Source organism: Hymenobacter convexus, from assembly GCF_030580955.1.
Taxonomy (GTDB): domain Bacteria; phylum Bacteroidota; class Bacteroidia; order Cytophagales; family Hymenobacteraceae; genus Hymenobacter.
This window is the reverse complement of the sequence record NZ_JAUQON010000009.1, coordinates 109,139-126,457: the sequence shown is the minus strand read 5'-3', so window position 1 is coordinate 126,457 and position 17,319 is coordinate 109,139. Positions and strand designations below refer to the sequence as shown.

Annotated in this window: 14 protein-coding genes; 8 read left to right on the top strand and 6 right to left on the bottom strand. The window is 60.1% G+C overall.

What is annotated here, in order from left to right:
• Positions 1-103: 103 nt before the first annotated feature.
• Positions 104-1,444 (top strand): PQQ-dependent sugar dehydrogenase, encoded by a 1,341-nt coding sequence (locus tag Q4S41_RS18520; protein WP_305032622.1) that lies wholly within the window; start codon positions 104-106, stop codon positions 1,442-1,444.
• Between the two features lie 93 nt (positions 1,445-1,537).
• On the opposite strand, the gene Q4S41_RS18515 is transcribed toward Q4S41_RS18520, so the two are convergent.
• The 6 genes from Q4S41_RS18515 to Q4S41_RS18490 form a co-directional block, all read right to left on the bottom strand.
• Positions 1,538-2,698 carry a hypothetical protein gene (locus tag Q4S41_RS18515; RefSeq protein WP_305032621.1) on the bottom strand — a complete coding sequence of 387 codons (1,161 nt, stop codon included), beginning with the start codon at positions 2,696-2,698 and terminating at the stop codon, positions 1,538-1,540.
• Positions 2,699-2,832: 134 nt separating this feature from the next.
• Entirely contained in the window at positions 2,833-4,254 is a 1,422-nt protein-coding gene (locus Q4S41_RS18510) for a hypothetical protein (RefSeq protein WP_305032620.1), read from the bottom strand.
• A gap of 233 nt (positions 4,255-4,487) precedes the next feature.
• On the bottom strand, positions 4,488-6,083 hold the full coding sequence (locus Q4S41_RS18505; RefSeq protein ID WP_305032619.1) for a protein adenylyltransferase SelO: 1,596 nt from the start codon (positions 6,081-6,083) through the stop codon (positions 4,488-4,490).
• A 333-nt stretch (positions 6,084-6,416) separates the two neighbouring features.
• Positions 6,417-7,340, bottom strand: coding sequence for a pirin family protein (locus Q4S41_RS18500; protein WP_305032618.1), 924 nt, complete (start codon positions 7,338-7,340; stop codon positions 6,417-6,419).
• Between the two features lie 33 nt (positions 7,341-7,373).
• Positions 7,374-9,404 carry a gliding motility-associated C-terminal domain-containing protein gene (locus Q4S41_RS18495; RefSeq protein WP_305032617.1) on the bottom strand — a complete coding sequence of 677 codons (2,031 nt, stop codon included), beginning with the start codon at positions 9,402-9,404 and terminating at the stop codon, positions 7,374-7,376.
• 401 nt (positions 9,405-9,805) lie between these two features.
• Positions 9,806-10,462 carry a T9SS type A sorting domain-containing protein gene (locus Q4S41_RS18490; RefSeq protein WP_305032616.1) on the bottom strand — a complete coding sequence of 219 codons (657 nt, stop codon included), beginning with the start codon at positions 10,460-10,462 and terminating at the stop codon, positions 9,806-9,808.
• A gap of 766 nt (positions 10,463-11,228) precedes the next feature.
• Here Q4S41_RS18490 and Q4S41_RS18485 point away from each other — a divergent pair.
• The 7 genes from Q4S41_RS18485 (at position 11,229) to clpB (ending at position 17,289) form a co-directional block, all read left to right on the top strand.
• Positions 11,229-11,804 carry a hypothetical protein gene (locus Q4S41_RS18485; RefSeq protein WP_305032615.1) on the top strand — a complete coding sequence of 192 codons (576 nt, stop codon included), beginning with the start codon at positions 11,229-11,231 and terminating at the stop codon, positions 11,802-11,804.
• Between the two features lie 212 nt (positions 11,805-12,016).
• Positions 12,017-12,235 carry a hypothetical protein gene (locus tag Q4S41_RS18480; protein WP_305032614.1) on the top strand — a complete coding sequence of 73 codons (219 nt, stop codon included), beginning with the start codon at positions 12,017-12,019 and terminating at the stop codon, positions 12,233-12,235.
• Entirely contained in the window at positions 12,228-12,497 is a 270-nt protein-coding gene (locus Q4S41_RS18475) for a Txe/YoeB family addiction module toxin (RefSeq protein ID WP_369811328.1), read from the top strand. The genes Q4S41_RS18480 and Q4S41_RS18475 overlap by 8 nt, the downstream gene beginning before the upstream one ends.
• A 263-nt stretch (positions 12,498-12,760) precedes the next feature.
• Positions 12,761-13,285 (top strand): hypothetical protein, encoded by a 525-nt coding sequence (locus tag Q4S41_RS18470; RefSeq protein ID WP_305032613.1) that lies wholly within the window; start codon positions 12,761-12,763, stop codon positions 13,283-13,285.
• Positions 13,286-14,245: an ATP-binding protein gene (locus Q4S41_RS18465; RefSeq protein WP_305032612.1), complete on the top strand. Its 960-nt coding sequence runs from the start codon at positions 13,286-13,288 to the stop codon at positions 14,243-14,245.
• Entirely contained in the window at positions 14,242-14,532 is a 291-nt protein-coding gene (locus tag Q4S41_RS18460; RefSeq protein ID WP_305032611.1) for an STAS-like domain-containing protein, read from the top strand. The genes Q4S41_RS18465 and Q4S41_RS18460 overlap by 4 nt, the downstream gene beginning before the upstream one ends.
• Positions 14,533-14,679: 147 nt before the next feature.
• Positions 14,680-17,289, top strand: a complete 2,610-nt coding sequence (clpB, locus tag Q4S41_RS18455; RefSeq protein WP_305032610.1) for an ATP-dependent chaperone ClpB — start codon at positions 14,680-14,682, stop codon at positions 17,287-17,289.
• The last annotated feature ends 30 nt before the right edge of the window (positions 17,290-17,319 follow it).

The window sequence follows — 17,319 nt, the reverse complement described above, 5'->3', positions numbered from 1 at the left end:
CGCGTTGCCGGGCTGGTGCGCAACTATTTCTGGTTGGGGAAGTAAAATCGGGGGCCCACCGGCTGCCCGGCGGGCACTACGCGCTTATCCAATTCCGGCCTATATGACCTTTGATAACTCCTGCTGGCTGCTGGCCGGCTTCGCCTTACTCGTCGCCTGCGGCGGCCCCAGCAAAGAAGAAAAACAAGAGGCCCAGGCCACCACGCCGGCCCAAACCGTGGAAACGCCGGTGGCCGATTCGGTGCACCTGCCCGCGCCTTACGTCACGAAATCAGTGACGCACCGCGTTGAAATTCAGCCCTGGCCCGCCGGCCGCACGCCTACCGCGCCCGCTGGCTTCACGGTGGCCGAGTACGCCGGCAAGTTCGACAGCCCGCGCTGGCTGTACGTGGCCCCCAACGGCGACGTGCTGGTGGCCGAAGCCAGCACCGTGCCCACCACCATGACCAAAAAGGTAGCCGCCGAGCTGAAGCTGGACAAGTCCCGCTCGCTGCGCGACCACAGCGCCAACCGCATCACGCTGCTGCGCGACACCAACCACGACGGCAAACCTGACCTGCGCACCACCTTCGTGAGCGGCCTCAGCCAACCCTTTGGCATGCTCATAATCGGCAACAACTTCTACGTGGCCAACACCGATGGCGTGCTGCGCTTCCCCTACCAGCCCGGCGCCACCAAGATTGCCGGCGACGGCCAGCGCATCCTCGACCTGCCCAAGGGCGGCTACAACAACCACTGGACCCGCAACCTGCTGAGCAACGCCGACGGTTCTAAAATCTACGTGACGGTCGGCTCGGGTTCCAACGTGCAGGAGCACGGCAGCGCGAACGAGGTGCGCCGCGCCAACATCCTCGAAATCAACCCCGACGGTACCGGCGAGAAAATCTATGCCAGCGGCCTGCGCAACCCCATTGGCCTGCAATGGCAGCCCGGTACCCAAAAGCTGTGGGCCGTAGTGAACGAGCGCGACGAGCTGGGCGATGAGCTGGTACCCGACTACTTCACCAGCGTGAAGCAAGGCGGCTTCTACGGCTGGCCCTACGCCTATTATGGCCAGAACGAAGAGCCCCGCCGCAAAAACGAGCGCCCCGACCTGGTGAGCAAAACCTTGGTGCCCGATGTGCCGCTGGGCGCCCACGTAGCCGCCCTGGGCCTCGCATTCTACGACAAAGACGCCTTCCCCACCAAGTACCACAACGGCGCCTTCATCGGCGAGCACGGCTCCTGGAACCGCTCGCAATACTCCGGCTACAAGGTGGTATTCGTGCCCTTCGCGAACGGCAAACCCGGCAAGCCCGAAGATTTCTTAACCGGCTTCCTGGCCGGCGGCGATTCGAAGGACGCCTATGGCCGCCCCGTGGGCGTGGCCACCCTGCCCGACGGCTCCCTGCTGGTGGCCGACGATGCCGCCGACCGCATCTGGCGCGTGAGCGCAGCGAAGTAGCAGGGTTTTTAGATGTTCAAAGAGAATTAAGGAACGTCGTGCTGAGCGTAGTCGAAGCATGACGTTTTGATAATCTCAAAAGCCAAAACCAACTCAATACACCGCCTTGCGCAGCTTGTAGCGCACCTGCCCGTTGGCGACATCAGCGTAGAACGTGGCTTTGGTGCCCGACTCGGTATCGAAGAAAAATCGCACTTCGGTGCGCCGCTGCGGGGCTCGGAACACGGGTAGCTTGCGCAGCTTGAGCAGGCGTAGCTGCGTGGGGTGGTCGCGCGGGACCACGGCCAGTTGGTTGTTTTCCTCGTCGAAAAGGTAGTGGGCGTGCGTTTGGCGCAGGTAGGTGCTGAGCATGTGGGTGCCCAGGCCGCCATCGATGCTTTCGAGGGTGAAGGCCTTGAGCATGTGGCCATTGGTGTCCAGCAGCTGGGCGTTGGGGCCGCGCAGGGGCACTTCGCGGCCGTGTTGGTCGTAGCCGGCGCCATACACTACCAGGGCAGTTTGGTTGTTTACTAGCAGAGTGCCGGTCACCTCGCGGCCGGGTTTTTCGAGGTTGATGCTGTGGCCGTTGGCCTGGAGCAGCTCGCTGCTGGTGAGCAGGGTGCGGCCATCGGCCGAGAGCGCCATAGCCGAGTTGCAGCCGCCCGTCCAGCGGGCCAGGGCTTGATGCCGCACCTTGCCCGTGGCCGCATCAAGCAGCAGCAGCGCCTGGCCGCCAGCGTCGCTTTCGGGCGGGTAGAAGGTGATTTCAAAAGCCAGCGCCTTGAAGGCGGGCAGGTAACCTGAGAAGAAAGGCAGTATCGTCTCGGCTTCCAGGGCCAAATCCGGGGTCATGGTGGCGGAAAAGCTCGTTTTTTTGAGCTGCCGCACAAATTGGGCATTGCCGTCGGTTCGCAGCAGGCGGAAGGTGTAGTAGCCTTCGAACCCCGTTATGGTATCGTTCTGGGGCGGTTCGGCGTGGGGCGCAGGCGGCAGGATGTGGCGCAGCGGCCGGGTGCTGTCGGTGCGGGCCGTCGCCTGCACCCGGTAGTCGGTATTGCCGATGCGCACGAGCAAAGGCGCCTGCACGGAATCGCCAAAGCTGGGCAGGCTGCGGTAGGGGAGGGCTGTATCGGCCGGGATAGGAACCAAGGGCGCCGCCCGTTGGGCCAGCGCCGGACGATGGATGTAAGTGGCTGTTTCCTGCCGGCTGGCGGTATTTTGGTCACAGCCAGCCAGTAGCAGCAGCAACCCGACGGCAGCGAAATAGACACGCATCAGGCAGAACAAATCAGCAGTTTGAAGCAACAAAGTAACGCCGGTCAGGTCATCAGATAAGAAATAAAGAACGTTCTGCGCATCTGGCGTCCGCGCAGTCGAAGCATGACGTTCTTTTATCAAAAAGCCCAGTTCTATTGCTGGTAGTACAGCTTGGGCGCTGGAATAATGCCCCAATAGGCCAAGAGCTGGCCGTTAAGCTCCGATTTGCGATAGTCGGTGAGGGGCTGCCAGTCCATCATGGTGCAGGTGATGGGCAGGCGCACCACCGGCGCGGGCGACTGCGCCAACGTGGCAAACAACTCCCGCTCGCAGGCATTGTAGTCGCGCAGGCGCGGTTTATCCGCCACGGTAAACACCGCCAGCAAGGCCCCGATGCCCGCCGCGTAGCGCCGCCGCGCCGCGCCCGGCAACTGGCCCAATAAGTAGAACGACGATAGAGCAAAGCAGCCAATCATGCCCAGAATGATGGGCAGAATGCTGTCGCGCCGCAGAATGTCCTCGCGGTAGGCGCGGTAGCCGCCCAGCGGCAGCAGCAGCACGTACACCAGCGCAAATACACCCAGCCACTTGAGCGCGCTCAGCACGGCGGCACGGCCCGGCGTGGGCAACTGCCGGCGCACCAGCCAGGCATTGAGCAGCAGCGCCAGCAGCAGCAGCGGTAGGCCCAGCTTGCCCGTGAGCTGGTAAAATACGCCCATCGGCAGCAAGGCGTAGCGCTGGCCGAGGGGCACGTCGCTCCAGGTATTTTCCACGTTGAAGCGCCCGATGTACAGCGAATAGAGGCACAACAAACTGAAAAAGCCAAACAGCAGCAGCCGGGCCGTGGGCAGCGCCGCCACGGCCCGAGCGGCCCGGCGCAGCCAAGGCGCGGCGGGCTGCCGGACCAGGCGGCGCCACCAGCTCAGCAGCAGCGCAGCGGGCAGCAGCAGGAGCACCGTGGCCGCCACCACCGGCCCATTAAACGCCAGCCACACCGCCAGCCCCACCAGCCCCGCGTAGCCCAGCCCCGAAAGCCGCACCGCCTGCCCGTGCAGCGCCGCGCGCACAAACGGCAGCAGAAACAAGAGCAGCAGCGTGCCCGGCAGCGCATAAAAAATGGCGTAGGTAATCGACCAGTCAATCACGCCCATCTGCCCGCTGAAGCCCGACGTCTGGAGCAGGGGCGTGACCAGCGCCGCCGCCAGCAGAAACGGCCCGCTCAGCACGTTGCGGCGGTTGCTGATGGCCACCGCCAGCACGTAGAGCAACAGCCCGTGAATGGCCAGCTTCAGCAGGGCGCAGGCCATGTACACGCTGTCGAGCGGAGTTAGAAAAGCCTGAAGCCACAGCGGCACGCGCCGCAGGTATTCATACAGAAAGAAGTGCGCAAAAAACCGGTTCGGCGCGGCGTACACTTCGTGGTGCAGCAGGGCGCGCAGGCCAAAAGGGTCGTGCAGCACAGGCGTGTACATTTCGCTGGGCCAGGCAATGACGGCCAGGTCGCCATCCAGCGGCAGTTGCAGGTATTGCCAGAACGAATACCCGAGGTCGGCCAGTAGGAAGGCCAGCAACAAAAAGGGTCCGTAGCGAACCAGGGCGCGCGGAAGGGGAGCGATAAGAAGCCGGATAACGGGGAGCGTTGGTTTGCGGCCCCAAATTACGCCATGCGTCAGGTACAACGCCGGGCCGGGCCATAACCAAGCTTGGCGGGCATTGGCACGGGCCTTCCCGCCGGAAGGCTCGCCTTCGTTGTTTGCAGCCAGCTATTGGAGTTGTGCGCTGCGTGAATGCGATGACCCCGCATTACCTAGGAACTGCACGAGAGCGTGGCCGAACCGGGTTTGTCGCGGGCCCAGTCCGGCCGCTTGGCCGCCAGGGCCTCGTGCTCGGGGTGCTCGTCGAAGGGCGTTTTGAGCACGTGCATGAGTCGGTTCAAAGCCGACAAATTGCCGGCTTCGGCCGCCTCAATGGCTTGCTGGGCGAGGTAGTTGCGCAGCACGTACTTGGGATTGGCAGCCAGCATGCCGGCCCGAATGGCTTCCGCGTCGGCCGGTTCCTGCCGCAGCCGGGCTGCGTACCGGTGAAGCCATTGGCGCAGGTTCCGGTCCGCATCGGCCGCCACCGAATAGGCGGACGCGGCAATCAGCTCCGCAAAAAGCGCGTCCTCGTTGCCAGCGTCTGCCACCAAAGCCGGCGCCATCTGCGAGAGCTGCCGGAAAAACCACGTCATATCAATCTCCGGCTCTGCCAGCGCCTGGGGCAACGCCTGGGTAAGCCCACGGTCCTCGTCGGGAAACTGCGGGGTGAGGCCCAACTTGCGCAGCATCAGCGCGTGCTGGGTGTCGGCCAGCGTGGTGGCGTACGCGTTGAGGCCCTCGCGCAGCACCTCGGCGTCGGGCAGCAGCGGCCCCAGCGCCTGGGCCAGGGCCATCAGGTTCCACATCGCTACGCGAGGCTGCTGGCCAAAAGCGTAGCGCCGCGAGCCAAAATCGGTGGTGTTGGGCGTCCAGTCGGGGTCGTAGGGTTCCAGCCAGCCGTAGGGGCCGTAGTCGATGGTGAGGCCGAGGATGGACATGTTGTCGGTGTTCATCACGCCGTGCACAAAGCCCACGCTCATCCAGTGCGCCACCATCACGGCCGTGCGCCGGGCCACTTCTTCAAACCAGCGCACGTAGGCATCGGGGCCGGGCGCGCCCAACTCCGGGTAGTGGTGGCGCAGGGTGTAGTCGGCCAGGGCGCGCAGGTTGTCGATTTCGCCGTGCGCGGCCATTATCTGAAAATTGCCGAAGCGAATGAACGTAGGCGCCACCCGCGCCACAATGGCGCCCGGCTCCTCCCGCGCGTTGCCGTCGTAAAACATGTCGCGCACCACGGCATCACCGGTGCCTACTAAACTCAACGCCCGCGTGGTGGGCACGCCCAGGTGGTGCATGGCCTCACTGCACAAAAACTCCCGTAGCGAGGAGCGTAGCACCGCCCGCCCGTCGGCCCGGCGCGAGTAGGGCGTGGGGCCGGCGCCCTTCAGCTGGATTTCCCAGCGCGTGCCGTCCACGGCCGCCACCTGGCCCAGCGAGATGGCCCGGCCGTCGCCCAGCTGCCCCGCCCAGTTGCCGAACTGGTGCCCGCCGTAGCGCGCCGCAAACGGCTTCATGCTGGCCGTGACGAGGTTGCCAGCCAGCGCATTCACCGCCGGGCCGCGCTCCGCCGGTTTCTCTATACCCAGAAATTCGCCCAGCTCATCGGACCAGGCCAGCAGGTGCGGACGCTGCACCGGCGTGGGCTCCACCCGCGAGTAGCAGTAGCCCGGCACCTGCCGCGAGCCTTTTTCGCCGGAGTTTTCGCCGCGCAGCTCGTCGACAAACGGGTTTTCGAAAGGGACGTTTTCCAGCGAAGAGATACTCATGGCAACGGAGTTTTCAGGTGGCAGAACCAATCACCAGCACCCTGGCGGCGCCGCGACTGGCCTTGTCCAAACGGCCCACCGGCCCGCTTGTTTTGGCGGCGCTTCGCAGCCCGAGGCGCTACGGTTACTTGTAGCTGGGCATCAGCGCGCTTGGGGAGCCACGGTTTTTCAGGAACTGCACATCCAAAATCCGGAACGTCATGCTGAGCTTGTCGAAGCATCTCTACTGCGCAAGTAAGCTGATTCACTGCTGCGGTAGAGATGTTTCGACAAGCTCAGCATGACGTTTTAAGGACGTTTTAAATTTTCCTGCCTACTACTTACCACAGCGCCTTAAGACAACGCCTGCGGCGCGGGCGAACCGCCCGTGCCCGCCGGCCGGGTCCGGTCGTCGGGCAGGGGCACAAATTCGGCGTTGTCGTGGGGTGGCAGCACAATGCGGCCGGCCTTCCAGTCGGCTTTGGCCTGCTCAATCCGCTCCTTGCGCGACGACACGAAGTTCCACCAGATAAACCGCTCGCCCAGCGGCTCGCCGCCCAGCAGCATGAGCGTGCTCGGCTCCAGGGCCACCAGCACCGGGTCGAGGCCCGGCGTGAACACCAGCAACTGGCCCGGCGTGTAGGCGCGGCCGTTCACTTCCACGCGGCCCTTGGCCACGTAGGCGCCGCGCTCGGGGTAGCCGCGCGGCAGGCCGAAGCGGGCACCCGCCTGCAGCACCACATGCAGATAAAACAGCGGCGAGTGGGTCTTGACGCCATTTTTCAGCCCGAAGGCATCGCCCGCAATCAGGCGCATCCACACGCCGGTGTCGGTGAAAGTGGGCAATTCCTGCGGCTGGTAGTTGGCAAAGGTGGGCGCCTGCTCCTCGTCGGCTTCGGGCAGCGCCACCCAGGTCTGAATCATTTCCAGCGCGCCGCCGGCCAGCGCGGCCGGGTCCTCAAACCGCTCGGAGTGGGCAATGCCGGCGCCGGCCGTCATCCAGTTCACCTCGCCGGGCCGGATGATTTGCTCCACACCGAGGCTGTCGCGGTGCGTCACCTGCCCGCCAAAGAGGTAGCTCACCGTGCTCAGGCCGATGTGCGGGTGCGGCAGCACATCGAGGCTGTGCATTTGGGCCGGGGCCACGTTCACCGGCCCCGCGTGGTCCATGAAAATAAACGGGCCCAGCATGCGCCGCAGCCGGTAGGGGAGGATGCGCTGCACCGCAAACCCGGGCACAATGGCGGCGGGACGAGCATCAATAACAAGGTCGAGCATGGAAAAACAGTAAGGCTTGCCGGACAGGGCGTTTTAGCGGATTATTTCAAACCAGCCCTTGTACACGGTGCCATCGGCCAGCTGGCAGAGGTAGTAGTGCAGGCCCGGGCCGGCATTTTCCCCGCCAAAAGTATTTTGGTAGTCAGCCGATTGGTAGATTTGGCGGCCCCAACGGTTGAAAATGGTCAGGGCGGTTTTGGGGTGACGCTCCACGTTTTCAATCACAAACCGGTCGTTCTGCTGGTCGCCGTTGGGCGTGATGACGTTGAAAAACGCCAGGCAGGCATTATCAGGGCCGATGCGGAGTTCGCGGGTGCAGGTCCCCGGGCCGGCCACTTCCAGCGTGGCCGTGAGGCCTTCGGGAATGTCGACCTGCACCTCGTTGGTGCCCTGCCCGCTCACGATGGTGCCGTCGGCAATGGTCCACTGGTAGGCCAGCGGCGGGCCCTCGATGCGGTACGGCAGGTTGGTGTTGCGCTGGCGGCAGTACACCAGCGGCCCGGTTACCACGGGGCCGGGCTTCACATTCACGGCGTACGAAACGGAATCGGTGAAGCAGCCGGCGGGCGTGGTGCCGCGCAGCGTGAGCCGGCTCGGGACGCCGGCTGTCCATTTCACCTGCACGGTGGGGCCATTGGTGGGGCCCACCAGCCGGCCGCCGTACACGGTCCAGTTGTAGCCCCCGAGCGCCGGCCCCACCACGCGGTAAGTGCCCGTGGCACCGGCGCACAGCACCGGGTCGCCGGACAAACTCACGGCCAGTCCCGGCCGCGTCACCAGTATCCGAAACACGGCCACCACGCTTTGGCTGTTGCAGGCTTGGTCGGTCACGGTCACCACCACGTCGTAGGGCGTGGCCCGGGCCAGCCCGCAGCCCGCCCGCAGCCGGAAGGCCCCCGTGAGGGTGCCCGCCCCGGCCACTGCAACGCGGCCCACCGGCAGGCCCACGGCCACCGCGCCCACCTGGCCGTTGAGCGTTGCGTCGATGCCGCCCGGGCCGTCGAGCAGAGCGCTGCTCACGTTCATGGTCAGGGGCTGGCCGGGGGTGTCAAAGGCCGTCACGTCAAACCCCAGCGACTGCCCTTCCTGTACCTGATAATACGTTTGGGCCACGCTGGCAGGCGTGAAAGCCGGCGCGGTGTTGACGCCGCCGGCGCACGCCCGCACCACCAGCAGAATGTCGCGCCGCGTGGTGCCCAGCAACACCTCCTGGCCATTGATGCGGCGGTATTCCAGCACGTCGATGGCCAACAAAAAAGTCCCCTGGGTAGGGGAGTAATAGCGGGCAAGCCCCGTAGTTGCATCAATGGTATTGATGCCCCCAGTCCCGAAAGGAGCATTCCAATAATACCCCCTGGCGTAGTCAACGTACCGAATGTATGGCGCACCAAGGCTATTTGTGGCCACGGCCCCCATGGGCTGCGCAAATTGGTACTGCAGGCGGTCACCGTCGGCGTCGTAAGCGTTGTTGAGTACGAAGCTGTTGTCGCCGAGGCAGGTAGCTACCACGGCTCTGTCCGTAAACGTGGGCGAGGAGTTGCGCATCGTGCCCGGCGTCATGTCCACGGTCAGGGTCATGGTTTCGCTTTGAGGGGCAAGCAAATTCACAATGCCCGGGCTGCGGGAGCTGGCCGAGAAAACGGCCATGTAGCCGTTGGCAACCACGGGCAGCTCAACGATGCCCACGTAGCGGGCCAGCGTCACGCGGGGCTCTTGTTGGAAACAGCCGGGTGGCGTGGGCGCCGTAATTTCCGCGAAGCTGCTGCGGGGAATGTCCAGCGTGGCCACCAGCACGGGTCTGGGCGGCTTGTTGTAGAACGTAACGATGATGTTGGACGTGCCATCGGGCGCGTACGAGCTGGTTTCCTTACTGAAATAAATCTGGGCCGTTATTTCGTAGCGGTAGGGCCGGTCGCTGGGGCCGTTGCCATCCAGGAATTTATACGTCAGCTCCCCACCCACCAAGTGCGAGGCCGAGGCAGAGCTGAGGCCCAGCACAAGCCAGGCAGCCAGCAACAGGGCGGCGCGGCACGCCGGCCCCAGAGGCAGTAGAAAAAGACGCATTGTGGAAAGGAATTAGTGGAAGGCTCCCAAGTTAAAGTACTTCCAACGAAAGTCCGCCGCCTGCTATTATCAAAAGGGATTGACTGGATAACCCGCTGCCTCAAAATGCGTTGCCGGGCGCGCCGTGTCCTCGGTTTCCGCATGGCCCGCCAGCTGCCCCCACGCGGCGCCACTGGCCGGGCAGCCAGCAACAAATGGAGCCCGGGGTGCGCTTGGCACCGCGAAACGGCCGGTTCCTGCTACTTCTTGGTGCCCAACGGCAGTTGATTGAGGGCTTCGGCCCGGCTCCCGTCTTTGTCCATCGGGCAAGGTGGCCGAGCGCCTGCCGGCTCCCACAAAAAAACGCGGGCACGAGCCAGTAGCTCGTGCCCGCGTCGGAGCAATTACCAAATGGAAAAAGCCTACTCTACCACCAGGCGGGTGGTCTGCGCGCTTTTCTCGGTTTGGAGGCGTACCAGGTACAGGCCGGGGGCAATGCCGCTCAGCGACACGGCCTGCTCCTGCGCGCCCACGCCCTGGCGAACCGGTGCGAACTGGCGAACCGTCTGGCCCAGCGTGTTTTGCAGCGTCACGGTAGCCGAGCCGGCGGTGGGCAGGGTGTAGGTCACGTTGGCGGTGCTGCTGGCCGGGTTGGGGGCCAGGGCCAGTTTCAGCGCGGTGTCGTTGTTGGCGCGGGCGGCGGTGGCCACCGAGAACTGGTACGCGCCCGTGACGTCGTTGAAGCGCACGGTGTAGCGGCCGGCGGTGGCAATCGGAATGTTGGGGCCGCCCTGCGTGCCGGTGCCCGTGGGGAACGTGGCAGCTCCCCAGTTGATGGTCCAGTCGTTGTTGGCGCGGAACTTCACCTCTTCAGCGGTCAGGTTAATGGTGATGGTCCAGTCGTGCCCGCCGGCGGTGGTCAGGGTCATTGGGGTCGAGGCATCCCAGCCCGTCGTGTTGGTGGCGGTGCGGGGGGTGGCCGAGCCGATGATGCCAACGGTCGTAATCTGAGCCATCGACACCGAGGCCGAGAACAGGCATGCGAGCAGCAAGCTCAACTTAATAGTAAAATTTTGCATGATGTGGGATTTTGAAAAAATGGTGGTTAGGAAATCTTGCATCAAAATTAAAACGATTTTACCGTCTGTTCAGCAATCGGTATGCATTATTTTCAATAAAAAACGTTTGCCCAATAACATAAACGCAATGGGTGGGCGCTTCATTTCGCTCTATCTCAGCCCTGGACTACTCCGCCGAGTACCCGGGAGCGAGATTGAGCAGCCGCGCACCCGTACTGGCTGAGGCGCCACAAAGCGCAATGCTGTGCTCCCAAAGCCTGCGACGTGGGTTTGTGTAACAACTCAATTTTGCCAAAAGCGGAGTTGCTGTCCCGGTGGGCCCCGTTGTAGTCATTTGCCTCTTCAGAGCCAAAAACGCATGCTATTCTATAAATAAACGCCTCGAATACGCCCACCTCTCAGAACGTGCTGTTCGATAGCCTGCAACCGGCCGTCGGTCCCACCAAAAAAACGCTCAGCGGCCCCTTGCAGTGGCAACACGTGAGACGTACCACCCCACTCCGACATGACGGATTGCAGGCCTCCTGAACCCATTCACTTCGGGTCTTACCTCAAAGCAAACGAATTGTTTGAATTATACTTTGTAATTCAAAGTTCTTTAACTTCCTTTGTGACAAGCTGGCTCACGAACCGCCAGCAGGGCGCGCCGGGCCAAAGCTGCCGCCCGAAATGAACCCTGCGCCTCTGCTTCTACTGCCCAGCCTTGGTTCCACTGTGTGCCTTTTATGAACGTCCTGAGCATCTAATCAACCAAAAGTCAACTTTTATGTCACTTCCTAAAAGCATTCTTTACGTGGCTGTTGCCACGGCGCTCCTATTGCTGGTGCCCTTGGTGGCCATGCGCTTTAGCCCGGAAGTAAACTGGACCGGGTTCGATTTTCTGGTGGCGGGGGGGCTGCTATTCGGGGCAGGCGTTACGTTCGTGCTGATTGCGCAAAAGGCGAACACCCCGGCGTATAGGTTGGCGGTGGCGGTGGCCGTGGTGGCCGGGCTCCTGCTTGTGTGGGCAAACCTGGCGGTAGGGCTCGTGGGCAGCGAAAACAACCCCGTCAATGCGCTGTATTTGGCGGTGCTCGCGGTGGCCTTCGTCGGGGCCTTCGTTGCGCGCTTCCGGCCGCTGGGCATGTCCAACGCCATGTTTGCCGCGGCGCTTACCTACGTGGTGGTCACGGCGGTTGCACTCTTTATCTGGAAGCCCGCCGGGGCGGCTGTCGAGCCCTGGGTCGGTTCCGTGAACGTGCTGGGGGCCAATGCAGTGTTTGCCGCAATGTGGGCCGCCGCGGGCCTGCTGTTTCGACGTGCCAGCGCCGGCGGCGCACCCCAGCACCGCCACCTGGCTTAAGCCATTCTACATAATACCCGGCCAGCGCTGAAGTCCGCAGTGCTGGCACCAAGGGCAGCCGCTTCCGGAAGGAAGCTTTCTTCCGTCAGATTGTACCCTGGCCCCTGGGCGTGAGGGTGCCCGCTACCCCCACCACTGAGGAAACTGGAGCTTCTACAGTAGCGGCAAGCAGGCGTCAGGAACTAAGCGGAATCTTCGTAGTTTTGGATAGTATGAAAGTCGCCCTCGAATTCCCCGACGAAAAAGCTGCCTTTGTGATGGAGCTGCTGCATAGCTTGCCCTACATGAAAGCACGGCCTATACGCTCCAAAACGACGGATGCGACGCAACACTTGGAAAGCAACCCCGCCAACCATGCCCGCGTGCTGGCGGCTATCGAACGGCTCGAAAAGGGGCAGGGCGAAGCACACGACCTGATTGATAATGAATAGGACGCTCTGCTGGGCGCCCGAAGCGTGGGAGCAATACCTGTACTGGCAGCGCACCGACGCCAAGATTCTGGCAAAAATCAACACGCTGCTGCGCGAGTGCGCCCGCACCCCTTTCGCCGGTACGGGCAAGCCGGAGCCCTTGAAAGGTAATGCCTACAAGGGTTATTGGTCGCGCCGCATCACGCAGGAGTTACCGCTTGATTTACAAAGCCGAAGGCGACAACTTGCGCATCGCACAATGCGGCGAGCACTACGGCGATAAATAACGCCCCCCACCCGCTGCCCCCGCCGCTGGAACGATAGCACAGCTACTCTCCAACGTCACCCCAACCACCCCCCGCCCGCTGCCCCCGCCGCTGAAGAAACGGGAGCTTCTGCGTAGCTTACTTCTGACGTTTCGAGCGTTGCATCGTGAGGGAAGCAGAAACTTCTTTTGACTTGGTATTACGCTCACTACCTGCTTCGCTGAATAAGTAAGAGCTTAATATCTCATGAGGCCCCTGGTCAGGACCTCTCTCAAGAAACATGGCTTATCTTGCGCCATTATCAACAAATACAGTAAACGTTGCTACAATGCTCTTGCAATTACCAGTTGAAGATATAATAAAGGAGCTCCTGACTACAGCGAGTCAGGACAGAAGTCAACTCCATACCATACTAATTTGGGCAGTTGTTATCCTGGTTATTAACGTTCTATCTGTTCTATGGAATACAGTATTACAGATTAGGCTGAAAGACAGAGAGAAAGATATTGCTAATTATAATATGAAGCAGACTAAAAAATTGGCTGTTTATGAGTCTATTTTTGATAAGTTCAATAATATGACACTATTCATGTCGTATGGCGATACGGCTGCTCTTACTCAATCGGTACAGGTGCTTCAGACATATATTAATGCTAATAAAATATACGTTGATTCATCGTCTGTGCCAATTTTCAATAAGCATTTAGATTACTTTAGGAGAATGATAATAGCCCCATATCAAAAAGACGTGCGTTACGAGGCAGCAATGTTGGATGAGTTGGTTGTTAACTTTAATAATATATAAATGGATTTTATAAAAAACCCGCCTTTGATAGTGGCTCCCAAAAACTTTTCAATCTCTGCAACTGATAAGTTTTTAAAAGATTGTGAATTTATGTTTACAATAGTCGGTAAATACATACCTGGAGGGGTAATTCAACTGGGATACATTGAAAATATCAACCTGGTAAACGTTTTAATACTATATAAGCTAATGAGCTTTTGTGGTGAAAATCGATGTATTCTCAATACGGAAATAATAGCAGATGACCCAATAATTATTCAGTTTAGAAAATATGGTTTATATCCGCTGCTGCTTTCGTATGTAGGTAACGTGTCTCAAGTTGAAAGAGAATACAAGCACCTTGGTGTTATCAGTGATGAAAACTTCCTAATAGCACCACAAGCTTTGCTTAGGAAAGATATGTATTCCCATGAAACAATTAGAACTAAATACTTGCCAGCAATCGAGGATTATTACCAACATAATAAAAAAGGGGGTTTAATGATTTTGACTTGTTTAAGTGAAATATTATTGAATTTTTGGGAACATGCTGTTGAAGATGATAGGACCGTAATTGTGGCATATGGTACTAAAGACCGAATAGAAATAGCATGTGCTGATAATGGGGACGGCATTTTAACTACATTGTCAAGAACTTATCCGAATGTTAAATCCAAAAAGGATTTAATCATGAGTTCAATTAAAAAAGGTGTTACTTCAAAAAAGCTCACAAATCATATGGGTTATGGGCTCTGGCTTATTAATGAAATAACTACTCGTGTAGGTGGAAGGCTTCATATATTTTCTGAAGGGGGCCACATTCAGAATGAATACGGAAAAATTAAGTATTTTGACTCCGGCAACTGGAGTGGAACTATTATTTATCTAGACTTGCCGCTTAAATCTCCAGTCACTATAAGTGATATCGAAGGGAGTATAATCAAAAATTCCAGTCAACAACTTCAAATCAATTGGGTATGATGGACGCCATTCACGTAAAAAAATTCGGCTCCGTGATAACGGACAAAGACGTAGGAAGTGAGATTTTGCGATTAGCAAAAGAGCAGTTATCAACTCACGGTCGTGTACAGATAGACTTGGAGGGAGTCGTCACTATGGCAACTTATTGTGCTAAACAAATTTTTGGCACGTTGTATATCGAGATGGGACCTGAAAATTTCTTTAAGAACATTTCTATCGCCAATGCGAGTGATGATGTAAAATCCTTAATACAACTTGGTATTTTAAATGCCCTGAATGCGGATTAGGTTTAAAACACTGTCATATTTGCATATATAATGCATTTATCAGGGATGTTTTCCGCCAAAAAGTCCGAAATATCCTTCTCGCACCCCATTTGCTAGTCCCTGCGTACAACTTCCTAACCCGAAGTTCCTACCCAGAAACTAACCAAAATGGACTTTAAAAACTTCACCATCAAGGCACAGGAGGCCGTGCAGAAGGCCACCGAAATAGCCGGGGGCAACCAGCAGCAGGCCGTCGAAACGGGCCATTTGCTGAAGGGCCTCTTCCAGAGCGACGAAAGCGTCTTCTCGTTTCTGGCCAACAAGCTGGGCGCCAACCTCAACATCCTCACGCCGCGCCTCGATGCCATCGTGGCCGCCTACCCCAAGGTGAGCGGCGGCTCGCCTTACTTCGCCAACGACGCCGCCGCTGCCGTGCAGCGCGCCAACGCCGCCATGAAGGACATGGGCGACGAGTTCGTGTCCGTCGAGCACCTGCTGCTGGGCATCCTCGGCGGCCGCGATGCCGTGGCCACGCTGCTCAAAGACACCGGCTTCAACGACAAGGACTTGAAGGCCGCCATCCAGGAGCTGCGCGGCGGGCGCAAAGTCACGAGCCAGAGCGCCGAAGACCAGTACCAGAGCCTGAACCGCTACGCCCGCAACCTCAACGAGCAAGTGCGCGCCGGCAAGATGGACCCCGTGATTGGCCGCGACGAGGAAATCCGCCGCGTGCTGCAAATCCTCTCGCGCCGCACCAAAAACAACCCCGTGCTGCTCGGCGAGCCCGGCGTGGGCAAAACCGCCATCGTGGAGGGCCTGGCCCAGCGCATCGTGGCCGGCGACGTGCCCGAAAACCTGCGCGACAAAGTCATCATGAGCCTCGACATGGGCCTGCTCGTGGCCGGGGCCAAGTACAAGGGCGAGTTTGAGGAGCGCCTCAAGGCCGTCATCAAGGAAGTGACCGACTCCGACGGCCAGATTGTGCTCTTCATTGACGAGATGCACACCCTCATCGGGGCCGGCGGCGGGGGCGAGGGCGCCATGGACGCCGCCAACCTGCTCAAGCCCGCCCTGGCGCGCGGCGAGCTGCACGCCATCGGGGCCACCACGCTCAAGGAATACCAGAAATACATCGAGAAGGACAAGGCCCTCGAACGCCGTTTCCAGGCCGTGATGGTGGACGAGCCCACCATTGAGGACGCCATCAGCATCATGCGCGGCATCAAGGAAAAGTACGAGCTGCACCACGGCGTGCGCATCACCGACGACGCCGTGATTGCGGCCGTGGAGCTGAGCGCCCGCTACATCACCGACCGGTTCCTGCCCGACAAGGCCATTGACCTCATGGACGAAGCCGCCGCCAAGCTCCGCATCGAGCTGAATTCCATGCCCGTGGAGCTGGATGAGATTCAGCGCCGCATCATGCAGCTCGAAATTGAGCGCGAGGCCATCCGCCGCGAAGACAACCGCGACCGCGAAGCCATTCTGAGCAAGGAGCTGGCCGAGCTGAACGACCGCCGCGACACCCTGAAAGCCCGCTGGGAAAGCGAAAAAGGTGTCCTCACCGGCATTCAAACCCAGAAGGAAGCCATCGAGCAGTTCAAGCTGGAAGCCGAACAGGCCGAGCGCCTGGGCGACTACGCCCGCGTGGCCGAGCTGCGCTACGGCAAGATTCAGGAGGCCGAAGCCAAGCTGAAAGCCCTGCAGGACGAAGCCAACGCCAACAAAGACGGCGGCGCGATGCTCCAGGAAGTCGTCACGAGCGAATCCATCGCCGAAGTGGTGGCCAAGTGGACGGGCATCCCGGTGAGCAAAATGCTGCAATCGGACCGCGAGAAGCTGCTCAACCTCGAAGCCGAGCTGGGGAAACGAGTAGCAGGACAGGCCGAAGCTATAGCGGCCATCTCCGACGCCGTGCGCCGCTCCCGCGCCGGCCTGCAAGACCCCAAGCGGCCCATCGGCTCGTTCATTTTCCTGGGCACCACCGGCGTGGGCAAAACCGAGCTGGCCAAGGCCTTAGCCGAGTATTTGTTTAATGATGAGAATGCGATGGTCCGCATCGACATGAGCGAGTTTCAGGAGCGCCACGCCGTGTCGCGGCTCATCGGCGCGCCTCCTGGCTACGTGGGCTACGACGAGGGCGGCCAGCTCACGGAGGCCGTGCGCCGCAAGCCCTACTCGGTGGTGCTGCTCGATGAAATCGAGAAAGCGCACCCCGACGTGTTCAACATCCTGCTGCAAGTGCTCGACGACGGCCGCCTCACCGACAACAAAGGCCGGGTGGCGAACTTCAAGAACACCATCATCATCATGACCTCGAACACGGGGGCCGACATCATCCAGAAGAACTTCAAGGACCTCAACGAGTTCAACCACGAGGAGGTCGTCGACCGCACCCGCGACGAGGTGGTGGAGCGCCTCAAGCAGCACATGCGCCCCGAGTTCCTGAACCGCATCGACGAAATTGTGATGTTCCAGCCCCTTAAGCGCAAGGAAATCCGCCGCATCGTCGACATCCAGTTCAAGCAAATCCAGCAGCGCTTGGCCGAGGCCGGCATCCAGCTGGAGGCCACGAATGAAGTGCTCGACTACCTGGGCGAGCAGGGCTTCGACCCGCAGTTCGGCGCGCGGCCGCTGAAGCGCGTGCTCCAGCGCGTGATTCTGAACGAGCTGTCGAAAGACATTCTCTCGGGCCGCGTTTCGAAAGACGCTGTCGTGGAGGCGGTGTTGGAAGACGGCGCGGTGAAGTTTGAGAACGTGGAAATGCCGGCGGTGTAATTCCGGTTGGAGTTTGTTGTGAATGGGAAA

Coding starts and splice junctions, on each gene's coding strand:
- Q4S41_RS18520 (WP_305032622.1), top strand. CDS start 104: ATGACCTTTGATAACTCCTGCTGGCTGCTGGCCGGCTTCGCCTTACTC.
- Q4S41_RS18515 (WP_305032621.1), bottom strand. CDS start 2,698: ATGCGTGTCTATTTCGCTGCCGTCGGGTTGCTGCTGCTACTGGCTGGC.
- Q4S41_RS18505 (WP_305032619.1), bottom strand. CDS start 6,083: ATGAGTATCTCTTCGCTGGAAAACGTCCCTTTCGAAAACCCGTTTGTC.
- Q4S41_RS18500 (WP_305032618.1), bottom strand. CDS start 7,340: ATGCTCGACCTTGTTATTGATGCTCGTCCCGCCGCCATTGTGCCCGGG.
- Q4S41_RS18495 (WP_305032617.1), bottom strand. CDS start 9,404: ATGCGTCTTTTTCTACTGCCTCTGGGGCCGGCGTGCCGCGCCGCCCTG.
- Q4S41_RS18490 (WP_305032616.1), bottom strand. CDS start 10,462: ATGCAAAATTTTACTATTAAGTTGAGCTTGCTGCTCGCATGCCTGTTC.
- Q4S41_RS18485 (WP_305032615.1), top strand. CDS start 11,229: ATGTCACTTCCTAAAAGCATTCTTTACGTGGCTGTTGCCACGGCGCTC.
- Q4S41_RS18480 (WP_305032614.1), top strand. CDS start 12,017: ATGAAAGTCGCCCTCGAATTCCCCGACGAAAAAGCTGCCTTTGTGATG.
- Q4S41_RS18475 (WP_369811328.1), top strand. CDS start 12,228: ATGAATAGGACGCTCTGCTGGGCGCCCGAAGCGTGGGAGCAATACCTG.
- Q4S41_RS18470 (WP_305032613.1), top strand. CDS start 12,761: ATGGCTTATCTTGCGCCATTATCAACAAATACAGTAAACGTTGCTACA.
- Q4S41_RS18465 (WP_305032612.1), top strand. CDS start 13,286: ATGGATTTTATAAAAAACCCGCCTTTGATAGTGGCTCCCAAAAACTTT.
- Q4S41_RS18460 (WP_305032611.1), top strand. CDS start 14,242: ATGATGGACGCCATTCACGTAAAAAAATTCGGCTCCGTGATAACGGAC.
- clpB (WP_305032610.1), top strand. CDS start 14,680: ATGGACTTTAAAAACTTCACCATCAAGGCACAGGAGGCCGTGCAGAAG.